Genomic DNA, 18,654 nt, shown 5'->3' with positions numbered 1-18,654 from the left:
GAAACGTTCGGCGGGATGTGGGTAAAGCGCCCTCCGCTCCGACGCCTCTCCGGCTCCAGCCGGGCCGGAATTGCTGCGCAGTCGCGAAGGCGAAGCGGGCGGCGCTGATCGTCGATGCGGCCGATTATTACCGCTACGCGCGGGCAGCGATGCTGGAAGCGCGCGAGCGGATCATGCTGATCGGCTGGGACGTCGATACCCGCGTCCACCTCGACGAGGAGCCGGGCCCGTCCGGCGCGCCGGTCGCGCTGGGGCCGCTCCTCTCCTGGCTATCAAAGCGGAAGCCGGAGCTCGAAATCTACGTGCTCGCCTGGGACGAAGGGTTGATCAGCATTCCCGGCCGCGGCACCACAATCTTGCGGATGCTGCGCTGGTGGGCTGACCGGCGGGTGACGATCAAGTGGGACAGCACGCACCCGCTCGATGCCAGCCACCACCAGAAGATCCTGGTGATCGACGACGCCCTCGCCTTCTGCGGCGGCATCGACATCACCGCCTCCCGCTGGGACACCAGGCACCACCGCGACAAGGAGCCGGGGCGGAAGCGCCCGTTCACCGGCCGCGCCTACGAGCCGTGGCACGACGCGATCATGGCCGTCGATGGCGATGCCGCCAAAGCACTGGGCGAGCTTGGGCGTGAGAGGTGGAAAGCGGCCACCGACGATGAACTGCTGGTCCCCTCCGCGAAGAGCGATCCTTGGCCCGAAGCGCTGAAGCCGCTCTTCCACGACGTGGATGTCGCCATGGCCCGCACCCGCGGCCATGAGGAGGCGCAGAGCGAGCTGAGGGAAATCGAGGCCCTGTTTGTCGACATGATCGCGGCCGCCAAAAGCTACGTCTATGTCGAGACCCAATATTTCGCCTCGCGTGTGATCGCCGAGGCGATCGCGCGGCGGCTGGAGGAGAAAGACGGTCCCGAGTTCATCATCGTCAATCCTAGGACGGCGGAAGGCTGGCTCGACGAAGAGGTGATGAGCCCCGCCCGCTATGCTTTGGTGAAAGAGCTCCGAAAGCGCGACAAATATGGCCGCTTCCGCATCTACACACCGGTCACCGAGGGCGGCCTCGACATCTACGTCCATGCCAAAGTGACGATCGTCGACGACCGCTATCTGCGCGTGGGCTCCGCCAATATGAACAACCGGTCCATGGGCCTCGACAGTGAATGCGACCTGATGATCGACGGTAGCCGCAATAAGGAAGCCCTCAGCACGATAGCCGCGCTGAGGGCGGACCTCCTCGCCGAGCATCTCGGCAAGACGCTGGAAAAGGTGCAGGCGTGCTTCGAAAAAACTGGCTCCCTCATCGGCTGCATCGAGGAAATGCGTGGGCGGGGCCGCACGCTTCTGCCCTTCAAGCCGGAGAAGCCGAACCTCGTAGAAAAGGCGGTGTCCCGGAGCGAACTGCTAGACCCCGAAGCGCCGAACGAGATATTCGAACCGCGGACGGCGCGTCCGGGGCTGCTCTCGCGCCTACACCACTAAAGCACCGGTCCCGCGGAAAGGTTTCGCCGCTGGGTTACGACGGGATGGCCCGCTCGATCGACCTCGTACCCGGAGATGACGAACCCTGCCGAAAGGTTGAGGATGATCATCGGCGTGTTGGAGGCGCGGGTGCGGGTTTCTACAAAGCGATAGCCCTGCTCGTTGGCCCAGCGATGCTGCGCCTCCATCAGCCGGCGCGCCACTCCTTTTCGCCGCCAAAGCGGGTGAACGGCACCAAGCCAGCTGTAGAAGAGGTCGTGCCCGCGCCGATAGCCCAGCTTGAACGCTATCGGGGCGCCCTTCTCGAGCGCTACAACCGCAGCGACACCCGATAAACCTGGGAGGCGATTGAGCAGGTAAGATCCGTCAAACGAGTGGAATGCTGCCGCACAAAGGTCGGCGAGCGTGTCTGCGAAGGCGTGTACCTCGTCGCCCTCGACGGGCCTGAATTCCAAGCTTTCGCTCACGGGGCAAGGTTCTCCACGATCGTCACATTGGCGATGCCGCCGCCTTCGCACATGGTCTGGAGGCCGTAGCGGCCGCTGCGTGCCTTCAGCGCGTGGACGAGGGTCGCCATCAGCTTGGCGCCCGACGCTCCAAGCGGGTGGCCAAGCGCGATGGCGCCGCCATTGACGTTGAGCTTTTCAGGATCCGCGCCGGTCTCCCGCAGCCATGCCAGGGGCACTGGTGCGAATGCCTCGTTCACTTCGTAAAGATCGATGTCGCCGATCTTCATGCCGGCCCGATCGAGCGCTCTCCTGGTGGCGGGGATCGGCTCTTCCAGCATGATGACCGGATCGCCCGCGGTGACGGTGAGGTTGTGGATGCGGGCGAGCGGGGTCAAGCCGTGTGCCTTCAATGCCGCCTCGCTGACGATCAGCACTCCGGACGCGCCGTCGCAGATCTGCGAAGCATTGGCCGCGCTGATCTTGCCGCCTTCCTTCAGGAGCTTCACCGACGCGATGCCTTCCAGGGTCGCATCGAACCGGATGCCTTCATCCACTCTATGGCCGTCCAGCGGCACGATCTCGCGCTCGAAGACACCCGCCTCCGTCGCGCGTGCAGCCTTTCGGTGGCTGTCCAGCGCGAAACGATCCTGCTCCTCCCGGGTGAACTGATATTTCTCGGCGATCATCTCAGCGCCTTCGAACTGGCTGAACATGGCGACGCCGAACCGGTCCTGGATGTGCTTGGAAAAGGGGCCGGTGCCGATTCCGTGTTGCATGGGAAGCGTGAAGGGCAGGCCCATCGGCACCCGCGTCATCGACTCCACGCCGGCCGCGATCACCACGTCCTGCGTGCCGCTCATCACCGCCTGCGCCGCAAAGTGGATCGACTGCTGCGAAGAACCGCACTGCCGGTCGATAGTGACGGCCGGCACGCTCTCCGGCAGTTTCGAGGCGAGCACCGCATTGCGGCCGACGTGGAAGGCCTGCTCGCCCGCCTGGCTGACGCAGCCCATGATCACGTCTTCGATCGCGGCGGGATCGATGTCGCTCCGCTCGACGAGGGCGTTCAGCACTTCCGCCGCCATGTCGGCCGGATGCCAGTCCTTCAGGGCGCCGCCGCGCTTGCCGCCGGCGGTCCGCACCGCATCCACGATATAGGCTTCGGCCACGTCAGCTCCTTTACGTTCGCGTAAGGCTGTAGCGGCTGCGCTAATGTTCGAGAAGCAAGTTTCTGTGCGTTGAGTGCGAACGGTTTTAGGCTATGCTCGGATCATGGCGAACCCGTTTACCGAACACCCCCGCGAAGTCGGCGAGAACTATTTTCAGCATCTTGCGACGGCAGCGAAGTTTGCTGCGACGATGTTGGTCGGCGGGATTTGCGTGATGATCCACGCCTTCCTCCCCTTCCTGTTCGTGAATATGGGCAGCCGCACGATGGCCAAGCTGCACAAGCGCATGACGAAGCGAGTGGACCGGGTGAACTGGGAACGGCACCCGATTATCTAAGCGTGCCGCGGCTCAGCCGCCCTGCTCTTCCCCGTAATCGCCGTTCAGCTTGAGGATGTAGGCAATGTTGTCGATGGTGAGACGTACGCCTTCCTCTTCCTGCATGCGCCGCTGGATGTAGCGCAAGCGAGAGTCTGGGTGGAGCTCGGCGTCGACGATCTCCGGATTGGCAATTTCATCGGGCGTTCTGAAGGTCGGCATGGCGGCGTAACGAGCAGCCGCCCGATTGGTGCCGCGGCCCTTTAAGCCGCCGCCCGCTCCTCCCGGAGCGAAGCCATATCGATGACGAAGCGATATTTGACGTCGCTCTTCTGCATCCGCTCCCAAGCCTCGTTGATCTGCTGGATCGGGATGATCTCGATATCGGCAACAACGCCTTTCTCTCCGCAGAAATCGAGCATCTCCTGCGTCGCCGGAATGCCGCCGATCAGCGAGCCGCCAACCATCTTATCGCCCATGATGAGGGCGCCGCCATGGACCGGCGGCAGCGGCTCGACCGCGCCGACGATGATCATCACGCCCTCGCGCCTGAGTAGGCCCAGATAGGGATGGAGGTCGTGCCCCACGGGAATGGTGTTGAGGATGAAGTCGAAGCTCGACCGAGCCTCCGCCATCGCCGCCTTATCGGTGGAAATCAGCACGTCGTGCGCGCCTAGGCGACGGGCATCCTCGCCTTTTTCCGGCGAAGTGGTGATCATCACCACCTCAGCACCCATGGCGGCAGCGAACTTGACGCCCATATGGCCGAGCCCGCCGAGCCCGGCGACGCCCACCTTCATGCCCGGACCGATCTTGAAGCGACTAAGCGGAGACCAGGTGGTGATGCCGGCGCAAAGCAAAGGCGCGGCCGCGGCCGGATCGAGGCTGTCCGGCACGCGAAGCACGAACTCCTCCCGAACCACAATATGGTCGGAATAGCCGCCGAGGGTGATGTCGCCCGTCTGCCGATCCGGGCTGTTGTAGGTGAAGGTCGCCCCATTCAGGCAATGCTGTTCGAAGCCCGCCGTGCACTCGCGGCATTCGCGGCAGGAATCGACCATGCAGCCGACCGCGACGATGTCGCCGGCTTTGTAGCGCGTGACGCTGGGATGCACCTCGCTCACCCGTCCAACGATCTCGTGGCCGGGAAGCGAGGGATAGATTGTGCCCGCCCAATCGCCCCGGGCGGTATGAAGGTCCGAATGGCAGACGCCGCAATAAAGGATGTCGATCGCCACATCATGCTCGCGAAGCGCTCGCCGCTCAAAATGGAAGGGCGCGAGCGGAGCGTCCGCGGCCGTTGCTGCATATCCGTTTGCTTGTGTCATTGGCTTGCTCCCCAAGCGATGAAATGCGGGTTTTCGAACGTACGATCGACCTTGCCGTAGCGAAGCGGCCCGACCTCTCGGGCCTCCTCGTCCAATTCCATGACGCGGCCGCCTGCCGCTTCGAGGATCGCCTGGCCTGCCGCCGTGTCCCATTCCATCGTCGTTCCGAAACGCGGATAAACGTCGGCAGAGCCCTCGGCGAGCATGCAAAATTTGAAGGATGAGCTGGAGGGGGCGAAGTCCGCGATGGGCAGGTGCTTCAGCTTCTCCGCCGTCTTCGCGGCCGTGGTGCGGCTAGCGATGGCGGTCAGGCCCGCCGGAGGCGCGAAGCGGGCACTTATGGCTTCGGCCTCGCCGCCTTCACGCCGCCGGAACGCCCCCTCGCCGGCCGCGCCATAATAGAGGGTGTGGCTGTCGGGCGCGTAGATGACGCCCGCAACGGCGCTTCCATGCTCGACCAGCGCGATATTGACGGTGAACTCGCCGTTCCGTTCGACAAAGCCGCGCGTGCCGTCCAGCGGATCGACCAGGAAGAAACGTTCGCCCACTTCGGGGATGCGTCCCGCGCAGGCCTCCTCCTCCGCTATCACCGGGATGTCCGGGAATGCCGCGCCTAGCCGGGCAAGGATGATCGCCTCTGCCGCATGGTCGGCGGCCGTCACGGGCGAGCCGTCGCTCTTGGTCTCGGTAGCGCAGCCTTCGCCGTAAATGCGCTCGATCTCGTGCCCCGCCTCGAGCGCTGCATCGATCAGGATCTGGAGCAAAGGGCTCATCGCGCCAGCCGCTCGGCATGCCAGCGCAGGTGATCCTCCATGAAGCTGGAGATGAAGTAGTAGCTGTGGTCGTAGCCCTGATGCATGCGGAGCGTGAGGGAGATGCCCGCCGCTTCGCAAGTTTGGCGCAGCAGTTCAGGCCGAAGTTGCTCTTCTAGGAAATTGTCCGCCTCGCCTTGGTCCACGAGCAGCTCGTCCACGCGCGCGCCGTCTTCGATCAGCGCGACCGCGTCATGCCGACGCCATGCCGCTCGATCGGGGCCTACATAGCCGCCGAGCGCCTTCTCGCCCCAAGGCACCTGTGACGGCGCGACTATAGGAGCAAAGGCTGAGACGCTGCGGAAGCGGCCGGGATTCTTCAGCGCCAGCGTCAGCGCGCCGTGGCCGCCCATCGAATGACCGGTGATCGCCTGCCGGTCGAGGTCGATCGGGAAAACGGACGCGACCACCTCCGGAAGCTCATCGACGATGTAGCTTTCCATCCGATAATGCTTCGCGAACGGCTCTTCGGTTGCATCGACATAGAAGCCCGCGCCGAGCCCGAAATCATAGGCGCCCGCAGGATCGTCCGGCACCCCGTCGCCACGTGGACTCGTATCGGGCGCGACGAAAACCAGCCCCAGTTCTGCGCAGGCGCGGCGATACTCGCCCTTCTCCGTGACATTGGCGTGAGTGCAGGTGAGGCCCGAAAGGTACCAGACGACCGGACAGGCTGCGCCCTCATCGGCCTTCGGCGGCACGAACACGGAAAAGGTCATATCCGTGCCGGTCGAGCGGCTCCGGTGCTTCACGACATGCTGGGTGCCGCCGTGGCTTCGAACCACGGATAAAGTGTCGAGGCCCATCACCCAGTGGTCTTGAAATGCAGTACAGCCGAGGCTTTGAGATGATTAAGCTCTTCAATCAGCTCATCTACGAGCCCATTGAACTCGCCGATATCTGCAGCGTCAGCGGTTAGGATGATGTTGGTATCGTCAGGGTGCAGAATGTCGAACCGGTGGTGGTAGTCCACTGCCACAAACAGCCTTGGGCCAGTCGCCGTCGAAGCGGTCACAATCTTAAACGCGTTCATTCTAACTGTTCACCGCTCACTGCGCCGGCCGGTGCAGGCCGCAAAGCTTGTTGCCGTCCGGATCACGCAAATAGGCGAGATAAAGCCGGCCGAACGCATTCTCGCGCCAGCCGGGCGGGTCTTCGATGGACGTACCGCCCGCCTCGACGCCACGTGCATGCCAGGCATCCACCTCCTCCGGGCTGTCGAAGGCAAAGCCGATCGTGCAGCCGTTGCCGTGCGTCGCCGGCTGCCCGTCGATCGGCTTCGACACCATGAACACCGAGCCCCGGCGGCCGTAAGCGAGCCGTCCCTTGTCGTCGGTGCGGCCCGGCTTCCCGAACAAGCCATCGTAGAAGGTCTTGGCGCGGGCGAGATCGTTCGATCCGACCATCATGTGCGAATACATTGGCTGCTCCCGTTCTAGTAAACGACCACGGACCGAATGCTTTCCCCGGCGTGCATCAGGTCGAAACCCTTGTTGATCTCCTCGAGACTCAGCACGTGCGTGATCATCGGGTCGATTGCGATCTTGCCGGTCATGTACCAGTCGACGATCTTCGGCACGTCGGTGCGGCCGCGGGCGCCGCCGAACGCCGTCCCTTTCCAGACGCGGCCGGTGACAAGCTGGAACGGCCGGGTGGCGATTTCCTTGCCCGCCTCGGCGACGCCGATGATGATGCTCTCACCCCAGCCGCGATGGCAGCATTCGAGCGCAGTCCGCATCACTTCCGTGTTGCCGGTCGCATCGAAGCTATAGTCGGCACCGCCGTCGGTGAGTTCGAGGATCTTCGCGACCGTCTCCTCGCGCGACATGCCCGTCGTGTTGAGGAAGTGGGTCATGCCGAATTTGCGGCCCCATTCCTCGCGATCGGGGTTGATGTCGACGCCGATGATCCGGTCCGCGCCGACCAGCTTCGCGCCCTGGATGACGTTGAGGCCGATGCCGCCGAGGCCGAACACGACGACGTTGGCGCCGGGCTCCACCTTGGCGGTGTTGACCACCGCACCGACACCCGTGGTGACGCCGCAGCCGATATAACAGCTCGTCTGGAACGGCGCGTCCTCGCGGATCTTCGCGACCGCAATCTCCGGCAGCACGGTGAAGTTCGAGAAGGTCGAGCAGCCCATATAATGGTAGATTGGCTCGCCCCTGTAGCTGAAGCGCGTGGTGCCGTCCGGCATCAGCCCCTTGCCCTGCGTGGCGCGGATGGCGGTGCAGAGGTTGGTCTTGCCGCTGAGGCACGACTTACACTGCCGGCATTCGGGCGTGTACAGCGGGATGACGTGATCGCCGGGCTTTACCGAGGTAACGCCAGCGCCCACCTCCCGGACTATACCCGCGCCTTCATGGCCGAGGATCGAAGGGAAGATGCCTTCGCTGTCGAAGCCGTCCAGAGTGTAGGCGTCGGTATGGCAGATGCCCGTGGCCATGATCTCGACCAGCACTTCGCCCGCTTTCGGCCCCTCGAGATCGAGCTCGACGATCTCCAGCGGCTTCTTAGCTTCGAACGCGACTGCGGCTCTGGTCTTCATCTGCGAAACTTTCTTCTGTCGGTGAGCACGGCCTGCGCCGCATTGTGGCCCGGCGCACCCGTTACGCCTCCTCCCGGGTGCGCGCCAGACCCGCAAAGGTAGAGACCGGGAAGCGGCATGCGATAATCGGCATGGCCAAGCATCGGCCGCGCCGAGAAGAGCTGGTCGAGCCCCATCTTGCCGTGGAAGATGTCGCCGCCGACCAGGCCGAACCGCGCCTCCAGATCGATCGGCGCGAGCGCGAGGCGGCCGATCACCGAAGCCTTGAAGCCCGGCGCATAGGCATCGACCGTATCGATGATGTGATCGGCCACCTTCTCACGATTGGCATCCCAGCCGCCCGGAACTGCATGAGGAAAATGCTGGCAGAAAAGGCTCGCCACATGCTGCCCTTCCGGCGCGAGGCTTTCGTCGAGCGTCGAGGGGATCAGCATCTCGACGATCGGCTCCTTCGACCAGCCGTCGCGGCGCGCGTCGAGGAACGCCCGGTCCATATATTGAAGCGAAGGCGCGATGATGATCCCGGCCGTCAGGTGATCCCCGGGCTCCGGCAGCGAAGTGAAGCGCGGCAGCTCCGAGAGCGCAACGTTCATCCGGAAGGTCGCGGACTCGCTTGCCCAGCCGGACATGCGGTGGTCGATCTCAGGAGCAACCGCACCGGCAGGGACCAATTTCTCGAACAGCAGCTTCGGATGGACGTTCGCCACCACCTGCCGCGCGCGCCAGGTCTTGCCGCCTGTCGAAACGCCGACGGCCTTGCCGCCCTCGACGATGATCTCGTCCACCGGCGTGTCGAGGATGATTTCGACGCCTCTCTCGCGCGCCGCCTTTGCCATAGCCTGGGTAATTGCGCCCATGCCTCCGATGGCGTGGCCCCACGCACCTTCGACGCCTGCCGCTTCGCCGAACAGATGGTGGAGGAGAACGTAGGCCGAGCCGGGCGTATAGGGGCTGCCGTAATTGCCGACGACGCCGTCGAAGCCGAACAGCGCCTGCACGATATCCGTCTCGAAATAGCGTTCGAGGATATCGGCCGCCGATTTGGTGAAGAAGTCCAGCAGGTGCCGCTGCTCCTCGAGCGACATCCCGCGAACGCCGTTGCCGAGCTTCAGCAGCGCCAGCACGTCGGCAAGGCCGCCGCCCGCATTCGGCGGCGCGCGAAGCAGCCATTCGCGAAGGATGCGGATCACCGATTCCAATGATGCGGAATAGGCATCGTAAGCCTCGGCATCTTTCGCCGAATGCCGCGCGATCTCCCGCCGGGTGAGGCCGTTCCGTCCCGACAGCAGATAGTCGCCGCCTTTCGTCGGCAGGAAATTGTCGATCTTGCGGAGCACGACCTTCAGGCCATGCTCGTAAAGCCGCATGTCGCGGATGACCTTCGGGTTTAGCAGGCTGACCGTGTAGCTCGCGGTCGAGTTCCTGAAGCCCGGATGGAATTCCTCGGTCACCGCCGCACCGCCGACCACAGGGCGGCGCTCCAGCATGGTGACCTTCAGCCCCTTCGAAGCGAGATAGTAAGCGCAGACGAGACCGTTATGGCCTGCGCCTATGATGACGACGTCGGTTTGCCCCATATGGGGTGGCTATAGCGGCCGCCGCTTCCGGTAGCGAGTGGGCAGTTCAGCCGTAATCGCCGCGCCCGGCATGCGGCTCTTCGCCCTTTTCGAGCTCCCGCACCGCTTCGTCCGAAAGCTCCACGAGGCCGTTGCCCTGACCCGGGCCGCCCGCACCGCCTTCCGCCATCCCGCCTTCGGCACCGCCGGCTGGATCGGTTTTCGGTTTCTCTTCCTTCTCCGCCATCCATTCCTCCATCTTCGTCCAAGAGGAACGAGCGGAGGCGGCGGGATATCCTCAGCCCGGCAAACAGGCCTTAGGAAACCCGCCCCAGGCCGCGTCATAATCCTTCTGCAGCGCGTCGCAGCCGAGCGCATATCCGGTAGGACGGAAGGGCCAGCAGCTTTCGACCATGAAAGCCATCGTGCCTTCGATCTTATGCGGCTTCAGATCGGCGTTGGAGGCGGCGTCCCAGCTCGCAACGTCCGGCCCATGCCCCGCCATCAGATTGTGGAGCGAGATCGCTCCCGGCGCGAACCCATCAGCCTTGGCGTCATAGGCGCCGTGGATCAGGCCCATGCATTCGCTCATCACGTTGCGGTGGAACCAGGGCGGGCGGAACGTGTCCTCAGCCACCATCCAGCGGGGCGGGAAGATGACGAAGTCGGCATTGGCCCGGCCGGGCGTGTCGCTGGGCGAAGTAAGTACGGTGAAGATCGACGGATCGGGATGGTCGTAGCTGATCGTTCCGATCGTGTTGAAGCGGCTGAGATCGTAGCGCCACGGCGCGAGGTTCCCATGCCATGCCACCACGTCGAGCGGGCTGTGATCGAGCGTCGTCGTCCAGAGCTTGCCCAAATATTTCTGGAGGAGCTCCACCCCCCCGTCGGCATCTTCGAATTGCGCTAGCGGCGTTTCGAAGTCGCGCGGATTGGCAAGGCCGTTGGAGCCGATCGGCCCGAGCTCCGGCAAGCGGAACAGAGCCCCGTAATTCTCCGCAACATAGCCTCGCGCGTCGCCGTCTGGCAGCCCGGCGCGGAAACGAACGCCCCGCGGCACCAGCGCAACCTCGCCCGGCGCAACGTCGATGCGGCCCATCTCAGTGTAAAGCGTCAGCCGCCCCGCCTGCGGAATGAAGAGCATCTCCCCATCCGCGTTGAAGAAGCAGCGATGCTGCATGTCCTTGTTGGCGCGATAGACATGGACGGCGACGCCCTCGAGATCCTCAGGCGCACGGTTGCCGACCATCGTCACCATGCCATCGATCAGGTCCGCGGGCTCCTGCGGTAAGTCGAGGGGGTCCCAGCGCAGGCGATTGGGCGGCAACTCGCCCGCAAGCGCCGCCGCGAAAGTCTTCCCGCCTTCATACGGCCGGTAAGGCGGATGCTCCGCGCTCGGCCGCATCCGATAGAGCCAGGAACGGCGGTTCTCGGCCCGCGGCGCGGTGAAGGCGGTGCCGGAAAGCTGCTCGGTATAGAGGCCGAAAGGCGGCTTCTGCGGGCTGTTCCGCCCCTCCGGCAGCGCCCCTGGCACGGCCTCAGTCGCGAAATGGCTCCCGAAGCCCGACATGTAACCTTCAGCCGCCATCAGCCCTGCTCACTTCATGAGTACCAGCTCTTCGGCCATAGTTGGATGAAGAGCGAGCACTTCGTCAAATTGCGGCTTCTTGAGCCGGGCCTTTACGGCGATGGCGGCGGCCTGAAGGATTTCCGGCGCGTCGGGGCCGATCATGTGGATGCCGACCACTTCCTCTGTCGCATCGTCTACGACGAGTTTGTAAAGCGCCCGCTCGTTCCGGCCTGCCAGCACGTTCTTCATCGGGCGGAAGTCGGACACATAGGTCTTCACCGATCCGAGCTTCGTCCGCGCCTCGCCCTCCGTCATGCCGACGCCGGCGATGGGCGGGTGGCTAAACACGGCCGACGGAATTGAGTCATAATCCACTCGCGTCGGCTTGCCGCCGAACACGGTGTCGGCAAAGGCCTGCCCTTCGCGGATCGCGACCGGCGTCAGCTGCACCCGATCGGTCACGTCGCCGATCGCGTAGATGGACGGTACGCTCGATTGGTTATCCTCGTCGACCAGGACTGCGCCATTCTTGCCGAGCTCGACGCCCACTTCCTGAAGGCCTAGGCCTTGCGTGTTGGGCGCGCGGCCGACGGCGAAGATCAGCACGTCGGCTTCCATAGGGTCTTGCCCCTTCATGTGGAGGAGCAACGACCCCTCTTCCTGTTTCTCGATCCGCTCAAACGGCGCGTTGAACAGGAACTTGATGCCCTTCATCAGCGAGATCTGGAGCAGCCGGTCGCGCACTGCCTCGTCATAGTGCCGGAGGATCTTGTCGCTGCGATTGATGAGCGTCACGTCGCATTTGAATTCGTGGAAGATGCCGGCGAATTCGTTGGCGATATAGCCGCCGCCCGCAATCGCCACCCGCTTCGGCAGGGTTTCCAGATGGAAGACCTCGTTCGACGTGATCGCGTGCTCCGCCCCTTCGATTTCGGGGATCACGGGACGCGCGCCGGTGGCGATCAGGATGGTGCCGGCGCGAAGCTTGGTGCCGTCGGCAAGCTCGATGTCGTTCGGCCCGGTAATTTTCGCGCGCTGGTCAAAGACTTCAACATTGTTGCGGTCGAGTATCTCGCCGTAAATGCCCTCGAGCCGGTCGACCTCGGAGAGCACATTGTCGCGGAGCGTCGGCCAGTCGAACCGGCAGTCCGGCACTTCCCAGCCGAAGCGGCGGGCATCCGCCAGATCCTCGGCGAAGTGGGCGCCGTAAACGAGCAGCTTCTTCGGCACGCAGCCCCGGATGACGCAGGTGCCGCCGACGCGATATTCCTCCGCCACCGCAACCTTTGCTCCGTGCCCGGCCGCGATCCGCGCCGCGCGGACGCCGCCCGATCCGGCGCCGATGACGAACAGGTCGTAGTCGTAGGCCTCGCTCATTCAGCGTCTCCAAAGGCACGCGCGATCAGGGCTTCAGTGGACGGATCGAACTGGAGCCCGCCCGCATCGATAGACTTGGCGATCTCCTTGCCAAGTTCTACCCCAAACTGGTCGAATGGATTGATGCCGAGGAGGACGCCGTTCACGAATGTGCGATGCTCGTAGAACGCGATTAGCGCGCCGAGCGTCGCCGGATCGATCCGGTCCAGCAGGATGGTGGTGGAAGGCCGGTCGCCTGAATAGCTCCGCGCCGGATCGTCCGACTGTTTGCCCGCCATCAGCGCCGCCCCCTGAGCGAAGCAGTTGATGAGGAGCTGGCGGTGATGGTCGAAGGCGAGGCCATGCTCCGGCTCGACCGCAGCGACGAATTCGACCGGCGCCAGATGCGTGCCTTGATGGAGAAGCTGGAAGACCGCGTGCTGCGCATCGGTGCCGACGCCGCCCCAGGTAATCTGGCTGGTGGCGCGGCCGACCGGCTGCCCGTCCACGGTCACGCTCTTGCCGTTCGATTCCATCTCGAGCTGCTGGAGATAGGAAGGAAGCAGCCTCAGCCTTTCGTCATAGGCGAAGACGGCGCGGGTCTGGGCGCCGCGGACGTTTGCATAATAACGGTCTGCGAAGGCTGCGAGCACCGGCGCGTTCCGCTCCGGCGGCGCGAGGCGGAAATGCCGGTCCATGGCGGCGGCGCCCTCAAGAAGATTCTCGAATGCTTCCCAGCCAAGGGCCAGCGCGATCGGAAAGCCGATCGACGACCAGAGCGAATAGCGGCCGCCGACGCTTTCGGAGAAAGGCAGGATGCGCGTTTCGTCGACGCCGAACTCCACCGCTTTCTCGGGGCTCGCGGTGAGCGCCACGATGCGGCCGTAGGGATCGGCGACGCCGCCTTCCTCCATCCACAGCAAGGCGGACTGCGCGTTCAGCATCGTCTCGCTGGTGGTGAAGGTCTTGGACGCGATTACCAGCAAAGTCGTCTTCGGATCGAAGCGGGCAATCGCTTCCTCAAGCGCCGCGCCGTCGACGTTCGACACTACCGCCGTGTCGTAGCGATCCTCATCGCGGCCGAGGGCATCGATGACGAAATCCGGTCCCAGAGCGGAACCGCCGATGCCGACATGAAGCACATGCCTGATCTCGCCGAACGCGCCCGCCTCGATGGCGTCGATCAGCGCCCGCATGCGGGTATGGAAACCCTGCGCGCGCTGCACGCTCTCGGGCGCGCCCTGCCCGCGCTCGGCCGTATGCTCGGCGGCGCGGCCTTCGGTGACGTTCACAATCTGGCCGGAAAAAAGCGCGTCACGCGCGGCGGCAAGTCCCTGCGCTTCGGCCAGAGCGGAAAAGGCGGAGACCAGCTCCCCCGTCAGGTGCGTCTTGGAAAAGTCAAAGCGGATGCCGTTTTCATCGAGGGTCAGTCGGGAGAGGCGATCCGGCTCCGCCTGAAACAGCGCCTCGAGCGTCTGGGTTCCGGCTTTCTCCACGGCTTCCCATGCATCGCTCAACGCCAATCTCCCTCTGTTGCGGCGCCTATCTAGGTGCGGTGGTCCGGAAAGCCTAGCCTGCTTGACAGAGTGGAAGCCGAGGCCGAAAGGTTGCAATATGAAACGGCCGTGGATCGTCATCGCCTGCGGGGCGCTGATTGTCACTCTGGCCATGGGTGTCCGGCAATCCTTCGGCCTGTTCCTGCCCCAGATGAGCGCCGGGCTCGACATCGGTCGCGAGAGCTTCGGCCTCGCCATTGCCATCCAGAATCTGCTGTTCGGCCTCGCCCAGCCTTTCGTCGGCGCGCTTGCCGATCGCCACGGCGCCGGCCGCGTCATCTTCTTCGGCGCGCTGCTTTACGTCGCCGGCCTCGTCATCGCCTCTTCGGTAGGCAGCGCCCTCGGCCTTCACCTCTCCTTCGGCATCATGATCGGCATTGCCCTTTCCGCCACCACCTTCGTCGTCGTCCTCGGCGCTGCCGGCCGCGTCGTGCCGCCGGAACGCCGCACGCTTGCGTTTGGCATCGTCACCGCGGGTGGCTCGCTCGGCCAGTTCCTCGTCGTCCCGGCGGCGCAGATGCTGCTCGGCGAGCTTGGCTACCGCATGGCGCTCATCGCCCTAGCCGGTCTCGTCGCCTTGGTAGCGGCGCTCGCGGTCGGCATGGCCGGCAAACCGGCCGCGGGACCGAGCCGCATGGACATGAAGCAGCCGCTGGGCGACGCGCTGCGCGAAGCGGCCGCAAATCGCGGCTACTGGCTGCTCAACGCCGGTTTCTTCGTCTGTGGCTTCCAGCTCGTATTCATCGGCACCCACTTTCCCGCATATCTGAACGACCGGGGCCTCGGTTTGGAAGTCGGCGCCAGTGCCCTCGCCCTCATCGGCCTGTTCAACATCTTCGGCTCTTACCTGTTCGGCCTCTCCGGCGATTACCTCCGCAAGAAATATGTGCTGAGCGGCATCTATGTGGCCCGCGCAGCCGTAATGCTGCTGTTCCTCGCCTTGCCGCTCAGCTCCGGATCCGCCCTGGTCTTCGCATCGGTGATGGGCTTTCTCTGGCTCGGCACTGTGCCGCTCACCAGCGGGCTCGTCGGACAAATCTTCGGCATTCGCTATCTGTCCACCCTCTACGGCATCGTCTTCATGAGCCACCAGGTGGGGAGCTTCTTCGGCGCCTGGGCGGCCGGCTATGTGTTCGACCGCACCGGCTCCTACGACATTGCCTGGGGCGCAGCGATCCTGCTCGGTCTGGTCGCCGCCCTCCTCCACTTGCCGATCCGCGACGCGCCGGTGGCGCGGCTGCAGCCGGCATGAGCCGCCGCGCCGCCCTCCTGCTGCCTCTGGCGGCATTGCCGCTGCTCCTTCTCGGTCTCCGGCTCTGGCGGGATCAGGGGGCGATGATCTGGCTGTCGGGCTTCATCGCCTATTGCCTCTGAAGCCCGCTCCGGCGAAAGCGGGCAGGATGGACGCCGAAACGAGCGGGGCCGCAGCCCCTCCGCAGGAGAAGAAGAGTGAGGGGCTGAAGGAAACCACGCGTTTCCTCCTGTTCCTGTTTCTCGGGGCACTCATCCTCCGGAGCTTTATCATCGCGCCCTTCAGCATTCCGTCCGGATCGATGCTGCCGCGGATGATGATCGGCGACTATCTGTTCGTCGCCAAATGGCCCTACGGCTATTCGCGCTACAGCTTTCCCTTCGGCCTGGGCGGCTTCGACGGCCGCATCTTCGAAAACATGCCGGAACGCGGCGACGTCGCGGTGTTCCGCTATCCCGGCAATATGGATGAAGATTATGTGAAGCGGGTCGTCGGCCTTCCCGGCGACCTCGTCGAGGTGAGGAACGGCGCAGTCTTCATCAACGGCGAGGAAGTGCAGCGCACCCGCGTCGCCGATTTCCTGATGCCGATTTCCGAAAACAGCCCCTGCCGGGTTGTCGACCCAAACATTCGGCGCATCGTTCAGGGCGATGAGGGCGAGCAGCTTTGCGCCTACCCCCGCTTCCGCGAAACGCTTCCCAGCAGACGCAGCTATTATGTGCTCGATCAGACCACAGGCCCCGGCGACACATTCCCGCCGACGATCGTCCCGGAAGGCCATTACTTTGTAATGGGCGATAATCGCGATGACAGCTTCGACAGCCGCTTTCCGGTGGCGGTCGGCGGCGTCAGCCTGCTTCCGGCGGAAAATCTCGTCGGCCGTGCGCTCATCACCTTCTTCTCGACCGACGGCTCAGCCGACTATCTGAAGCCCTGGACCTGGTTCTCCGCCGCCCGCTGGAACCGCATCGGCAAGACCTATTGATGCGCAATATCACCGATTGGGTCGAAAAAACGCTTGGCCACAAACCTCAGGACCAAGCCCTGTTCGAGCGCGCGCTCACCCATTCGAGCCGCGGCGACGAACATTATGAGCGGCTCGAATTCCTCGGTGACCGCGTGCTCGGCCTCACCGTGGCAACCTGGCTCTACGAACTTTTCCCCGACGAGCCCGAAGGCAAGATGTCGCGCCGCCTGAATGCGCTCGTCTCCGGCGAAACCTGCGCCGAGATTGCGCGCGAGATCGGCGTCGGCGGACAGGTGATCCTCGGCAAGCAGGCGCGGGACGATGGCGCCGCCGACAGCGACAATGTGCTCGGCGACGTCGTCGAGGCGCTGATCGGCGCCCTCTATCTGGAGGCTGGTCTGGAGGAGGCGGCACGCTTCATCCGAAGCGCCTGGGGCGACCGCGTCAGCACCCACGACCGGGCGCCGAAGCATCCGAAATCGGAGCTTCAGGAATGGGCGGCGGCCAACAACCGCCGCGCGCCCGATTATCGCATGGTCGGCCGCTCAGGCCCTCATCATGCGCCGCGCTTCTCCGTGGAGGTCGAGATTAAGGGCGCCGGAACCGCGACCGCGGAAGGGCTTTCCAAGCAGGAAGCCGAGACCGAAGCGGCCAAGGCTCTGCTGGAGAAATTAAAGTGAGCGAGAAATGCGGCCTCGTCGCCGTCGTCGGCGCGCCGAATGCGGGCAAGTCCACCTTGGTTAACGCCCTCGTCGGACAGAAGGTCGCCATCGTCAGCCCGAAGGCGCAGACGACGCGGGTGCGGCTTATGGGCATCGCTATCGAGGGCGAGACGCAGATCCTCCTCATGGACACGCCCGGCATATTCGAGCCGCGGCGGCGGCTCGACCGCGCCATGGTGGCGGCGGCCTGGGGCGGTGCGCAGGATGCCGACCTTATCGCCTTGGTGGTGGACGCGAAGACCGGCTTCTCCAACCGCATCGAGGAGATGCTGGATACGCTGAAAGGCCGCCGCGAGCCCAAGATCCTGATCCTCAACAAAGTCGACATCACGCCGAAGGAGCAGCTCCTGACGCTAACTGAGCGGTTAAGTGAGCGGGTGGATTTCGAGGAAATTTTCATGGTCTCCGCCACCACCGGGGACGGCTTGTCTGACCTCAAGAGAACGCTGGCGGCGCGTGTGCCGGAGGGGCCGTGGCATTTCCCTGAAGAGCAGGTGTCGGACGCCACCGACCGGATGCTCGCCGCGGAAGTCACGCGCGAGCAGCTCTACCACCAGCTTCATGCTGAGCTCCCCTACGCGAGCGCGGTCGAAACGGAGAAATATGAGGAGCGAAAGGACGGCTCCGTCGCCATCCACCAGCAGATCCTCGTCGCCCGCCCCACCCAGCGCGCCATCGTCCTTGGTAAAGGCGGCACCCGCATCCGCGAGATCGGCGAAGCGGCGCGGAAAGAGTTGTCCGAACTCCTCGGCCGCAAGGTCCACCTTTTCCTCCACGTCAAGGTGAAGCCTAACTGGGAAGAGGACCGCGGCCTCTACCGCGAGATCGGCCTAGACTGGGTCGAGTAGTTCTTCGACCCAGTCCGGCACCAGCTCTCCCGCCGGGCCGGTGCGGCTCTCGTGGAAATAGACGCTGCCGAGAGAAGGTTCGAGGTTCATTTCGAGCGTGTGCGCGCCGCAATAGCGGGCGGTCTGGACGAAGCCCGCGGCGGGATAGACTGCGCCTGACGTGCCGATGGAGACGAACAGATCCGCTTCGCGCAGCGCCTCGTCGATCCGGTCCATGTCGTAAGGCATTTCGCCGAACCAGACGATGTCGGGACGGAGCATGCCTTGCTCGCCGCATGCGGGGCACGCGGGGCCGCTCGACAACCCCTCCTCCCAACGCACACGTGCGTCGCAGGCGAGGCACCAGGCGGATTTAAGCTCGCCATGCATGTGGAGGACGCGTTTCGCTCCGGCGCGTTCGTGCAGGTCGTCGACATTTTGGGTGACGATCAGCAGCTCGCCCGGCCACTGCGCATCCAGCCGCGCCAGCGCTTCGTGCGCCGCGTTCGGCTCCACCTCCTTCAGCCGGGCGCGGCGGAGGTCGTAGAAACGCTGCACCAGCGCCGGATCGCGGCGAAAGGCTTCGGGCGTGGCGACATCCTCGACGCGGTGTCCTTCCCACAGGCCGTCCGGGCCGCGGAAGGTGGCGAGGCCGCTTTCCGCCGAAATCCCGGCACCGGTCAGAATGACGATGTTGCGAATGTCGCGCACCTCGCCCATGAAGCAGCAAAGGCAAGGCACG

Annotated in this window: 22 protein-coding genes; 7 read left to right on the top strand and 15 right to left on the bottom strand. The window is 64.4% G+C overall.

Annotated elements, in window-relative coordinates; genetic code table 11:
- Positions 1 to 17: 17 nt before the first annotated feature.
- Complete coding sequence (locus tag VGD10_RS01445) at positions 18 to 1,484, top strand: phospholipase D-like domain-containing protein (RefSeq protein WP_331039010.1); 1,467 nt, start codon at positions 18 to 20, stop codon at positions 1,482 to 1,484.
- Here VGD10_RS01445 and VGD10_RS01440 read toward each other — a convergent pair.
- Both VGD10_RS01440 and VGD10_RS01435 read right to left on the bottom strand, forming a co-directional pair.
- Complete coding sequence (locus tag VGD10_RS01440) at positions 1,481 to 1,951, bottom strand: GNAT family N-acetyltransferase (protein WP_331039009.1); 471 nt, start codon at positions 1,949 to 1,951, stop codon at positions 1,481 to 1,483. The genes VGD10_RS01445 and VGD10_RS01440 overlap by 4 nt on opposite strands.
- Entirely contained in the window at positions 1,948 to 3,102 is a 1,155-nt protein-coding gene (locus VGD10_RS01435; protein ID WP_331039008.1) for an acetyl-CoA C-acetyltransferase, read from the bottom strand. The genes VGD10_RS01440 and VGD10_RS01435 overlap by 4 nt, the downstream gene beginning before the upstream one ends.
- A 103-nt stretch (positions 3,103 to 3,205) precedes the next feature.
- Between VGD10_RS01435 and VGD10_RS01430 the strand changes: the two genes are divergently transcribed.
- Entirely contained in the window at positions 3,206 to 3,439 is a 234-nt protein-coding gene (locus VGD10_RS01430) for a DUF6356 family protein (RefSeq protein WP_331039007.1), read from the top strand.
- A 12-nt stretch (positions 3,440 to 3,451) separates the two neighbouring features.
- On the opposite strand, the gene VGD10_RS01425 is transcribed toward VGD10_RS01430, so the two are convergent.
- The 12 genes from VGD10_RS01425 to pgi are packed head-to-tail and all read right to left on the bottom strand — an operon-like array spanning position 3,452 to position 14,105.
- Positions 3,452 to 3,640 carry a hypothetical protein gene (locus VGD10_RS01425; RefSeq protein WP_331039006.1) on the bottom strand — a complete coding sequence of 63 codons (189 nt, stop codon included), beginning with the start codon at positions 3,638 to 3,640 and terminating at the stop codon, positions 3,452 to 3,454.
- Between the two features lie 41 nt (positions 3,641 to 3,681).
- A complete protein-coding gene (locus VGD10_RS01420; RefSeq protein ID WP_331039005.1) occupies positions 3,682 to 4,746 on the bottom strand; it encodes an NAD(P)-dependent alcohol dehydrogenase in 1,065 nt (354 codons plus the stop codon).
- A complete protein-coding gene (gene cysQ, locus VGD10_RS01415) occupies positions 4,743 to 5,519 on the bottom strand; it encodes a 3'(2'),5'-bisphosphate nucleotidase CysQ (protein ID WP_331039004.1) in 777 nt (258 codons plus the stop codon). Before cysQ ends, VGD10_RS01420 begins: the two co-directional genes overlap by 4 nt.
- Positions 5,516 to 6,364, bottom strand: coding sequence for an S-formylglutathione hydrolase (fghA, locus tag VGD10_RS01410; protein ID WP_331039049.1), 849 nt, complete (start codon positions 6,362 to 6,364; stop codon positions 5,516 to 5,518). The genes cysQ and fghA overlap by 4 nt, the downstream gene beginning before the upstream one ends.
- On the bottom strand, positions 6,364 to 6,591 hold the full coding sequence (locus tag VGD10_RS01405) for a hypothetical protein (protein WP_331039003.1): 228 nt from the start codon (positions 6,589 to 6,591) through the stop codon (positions 6,364 to 6,366). Before VGD10_RS01405 ends, fghA begins: the two co-directional genes overlap by 1 nt.
- A 16-nt stretch (positions 6,592 to 6,607) precedes the next feature.
- A complete protein-coding gene (locus VGD10_RS01400) occupies positions 6,608 to 6,979 on the bottom strand; it encodes a VOC family protein (protein WP_331039002.1) in 372 nt (123 codons plus the stop codon).
- A 14-nt stretch (positions 6,980 to 6,993) separates the two neighbouring features.
- A complete protein-coding gene (locus VGD10_RS01395) occupies positions 6,994 to 8,106 on the bottom strand; it encodes an S-(hydroxymethyl)glutathione dehydrogenase/class III alcohol dehydrogenase (protein ID WP_331039001.1) in 1,113 nt (370 codons plus the stop codon).
- Complete coding sequence (locus tag VGD10_RS01390; RefSeq protein ID WP_331039000.1) at positions 8,103 to 9,683, bottom strand: NAD(P)/FAD-dependent oxidoreductase; 1,581 nt, start codon at positions 9,681 to 9,683, stop codon at positions 8,103 to 8,105. The genes VGD10_RS01395 and VGD10_RS01390 overlap by 4 nt, the downstream gene beginning before the upstream one ends.
- A gap of 46 nt (positions 9,684 to 9,729) precedes the next feature.
- Complete coding sequence (locus VGD10_RS01385; RefSeq protein WP_331038999.1) at positions 9,730 to 9,909, bottom strand: hypothetical protein; 180 nt, start codon at positions 9,907 to 9,909, stop codon at positions 9,730 to 9,732.
- A gap of 51 nt (positions 9,910 to 9,960) precedes the next feature.
- Entirely contained in the window at positions 9,961 to 11,250 is a 1,290-nt protein-coding gene (gene hmgA / locus VGD10_RS01380; protein ID WP_331038998.1) for a homogentisate 1,2-dioxygenase, read from the bottom strand.
- Between the two features lie 9 nt (positions 11,251 to 11,259).
- The gene (gene gorA / locus VGD10_RS01375; protein ID WP_331038997.1) at positions 11,260 to 12,609 is read right to left on the bottom strand and encodes a glutathione-disulfide reductase; all 1,350 of its coding nucleotides are present in this window, start codon (positions 12,607 to 12,609) and stop codon (positions 11,260 to 11,262) included.
- On the bottom strand, positions 12,606 to 14,105 hold the full coding sequence (gene pgi, locus VGD10_RS01370) for a glucose-6-phosphate isomerase (protein WP_331038996.1): 1,500 nt from the start codon (positions 14,103 to 14,105) through the stop codon (positions 12,606 to 12,608). The genes gorA and pgi overlap by 4 nt, the downstream gene beginning before the upstream one ends.
- Positions 14,106 to 14,202: 97 nt before the next feature.
- Between pgi and VGD10_RS01365 the strand changes: the two genes are divergently transcribed.
- From VGD10_RS01365 to era, 5 genes are read left to right on the top strand one after another with little or no spacing between them, the layout of a single operon-like run.
- Positions 14,203 to 15,396 carry an MFS transporter gene (locus VGD10_RS01365; RefSeq protein ID WP_331038995.1) on the top strand — a complete coding sequence of 398 codons (1,194 nt, stop codon included), beginning with the start codon at positions 14,203 to 14,205 and terminating at the stop codon, positions 15,394 to 15,396.
- Complete coding sequence (locus VGD10_RS01360; RefSeq protein ID WP_331038994.1) at positions 15,393 to 15,518, top strand: hypothetical protein; 126 nt, start codon at positions 15,393 to 15,395, stop codon at positions 15,516 to 15,518. Before VGD10_RS01365 ends, VGD10_RS01360 begins: the two co-directional genes overlap by 4 nt.
- Positions 15,519 to 15,544: 26 nt before the next feature.
- Positions 15,545 to 16,381 carry a signal peptidase I gene (lepB, locus tag VGD10_RS01355; protein ID WP_331038993.1) on the top strand — a complete coding sequence of 279 codons (837 nt, stop codon included), beginning with the start codon at positions 15,545 to 15,547 and terminating at the stop codon, positions 16,379 to 16,381.
- On the top strand, positions 16,381 to 17,043 hold the full coding sequence (gene rnc, locus VGD10_RS01350; RefSeq protein ID WP_331038992.1) for a ribonuclease III: 663 nt from the start codon (positions 16,381 to 16,383) through the stop codon (positions 17,041 to 17,043). Before lepB ends, rnc begins: the two co-directional genes overlap by 1 nt.
- A complete protein-coding gene (gene era, locus VGD10_RS01345; protein WP_331038991.1) occupies positions 17,040 to 17,933 on the top strand; it encodes a GTPase Era in 894 nt (297 codons plus the stop codon). Before rnc ends, era begins: the two co-directional genes overlap by 4 nt.
- Here the strand turns inward: era and VGD10_RS01340 are convergent.
- Positions 17,916 to 18,623: an NAD-dependent deacylase gene (locus VGD10_RS01340; RefSeq protein ID WP_331039048.1), complete on the bottom strand. Its 708-nt coding sequence runs from the start codon at positions 18,621 to 18,623 to the stop codon at positions 17,916 to 17,918. The genes era and VGD10_RS01340 overlap by 18 nt on opposite strands.
- Between the last annotated feature and the right edge of the window lie 31 nt (positions 18,624 to 18,654).

The sequence above is a fragment of the Allosphingosinicella sp. genome (assembly GCF_036402135.1).
Taxonomy (GTDB): domain Bacteria; phylum Pseudomonadota; class Alphaproteobacteria; order Sphingomonadales; family Sphingomonadaceae; genus Allosphingosinicella.
This window is presented reverse-complemented; position numbering and strand designations above follow the sequence as displayed.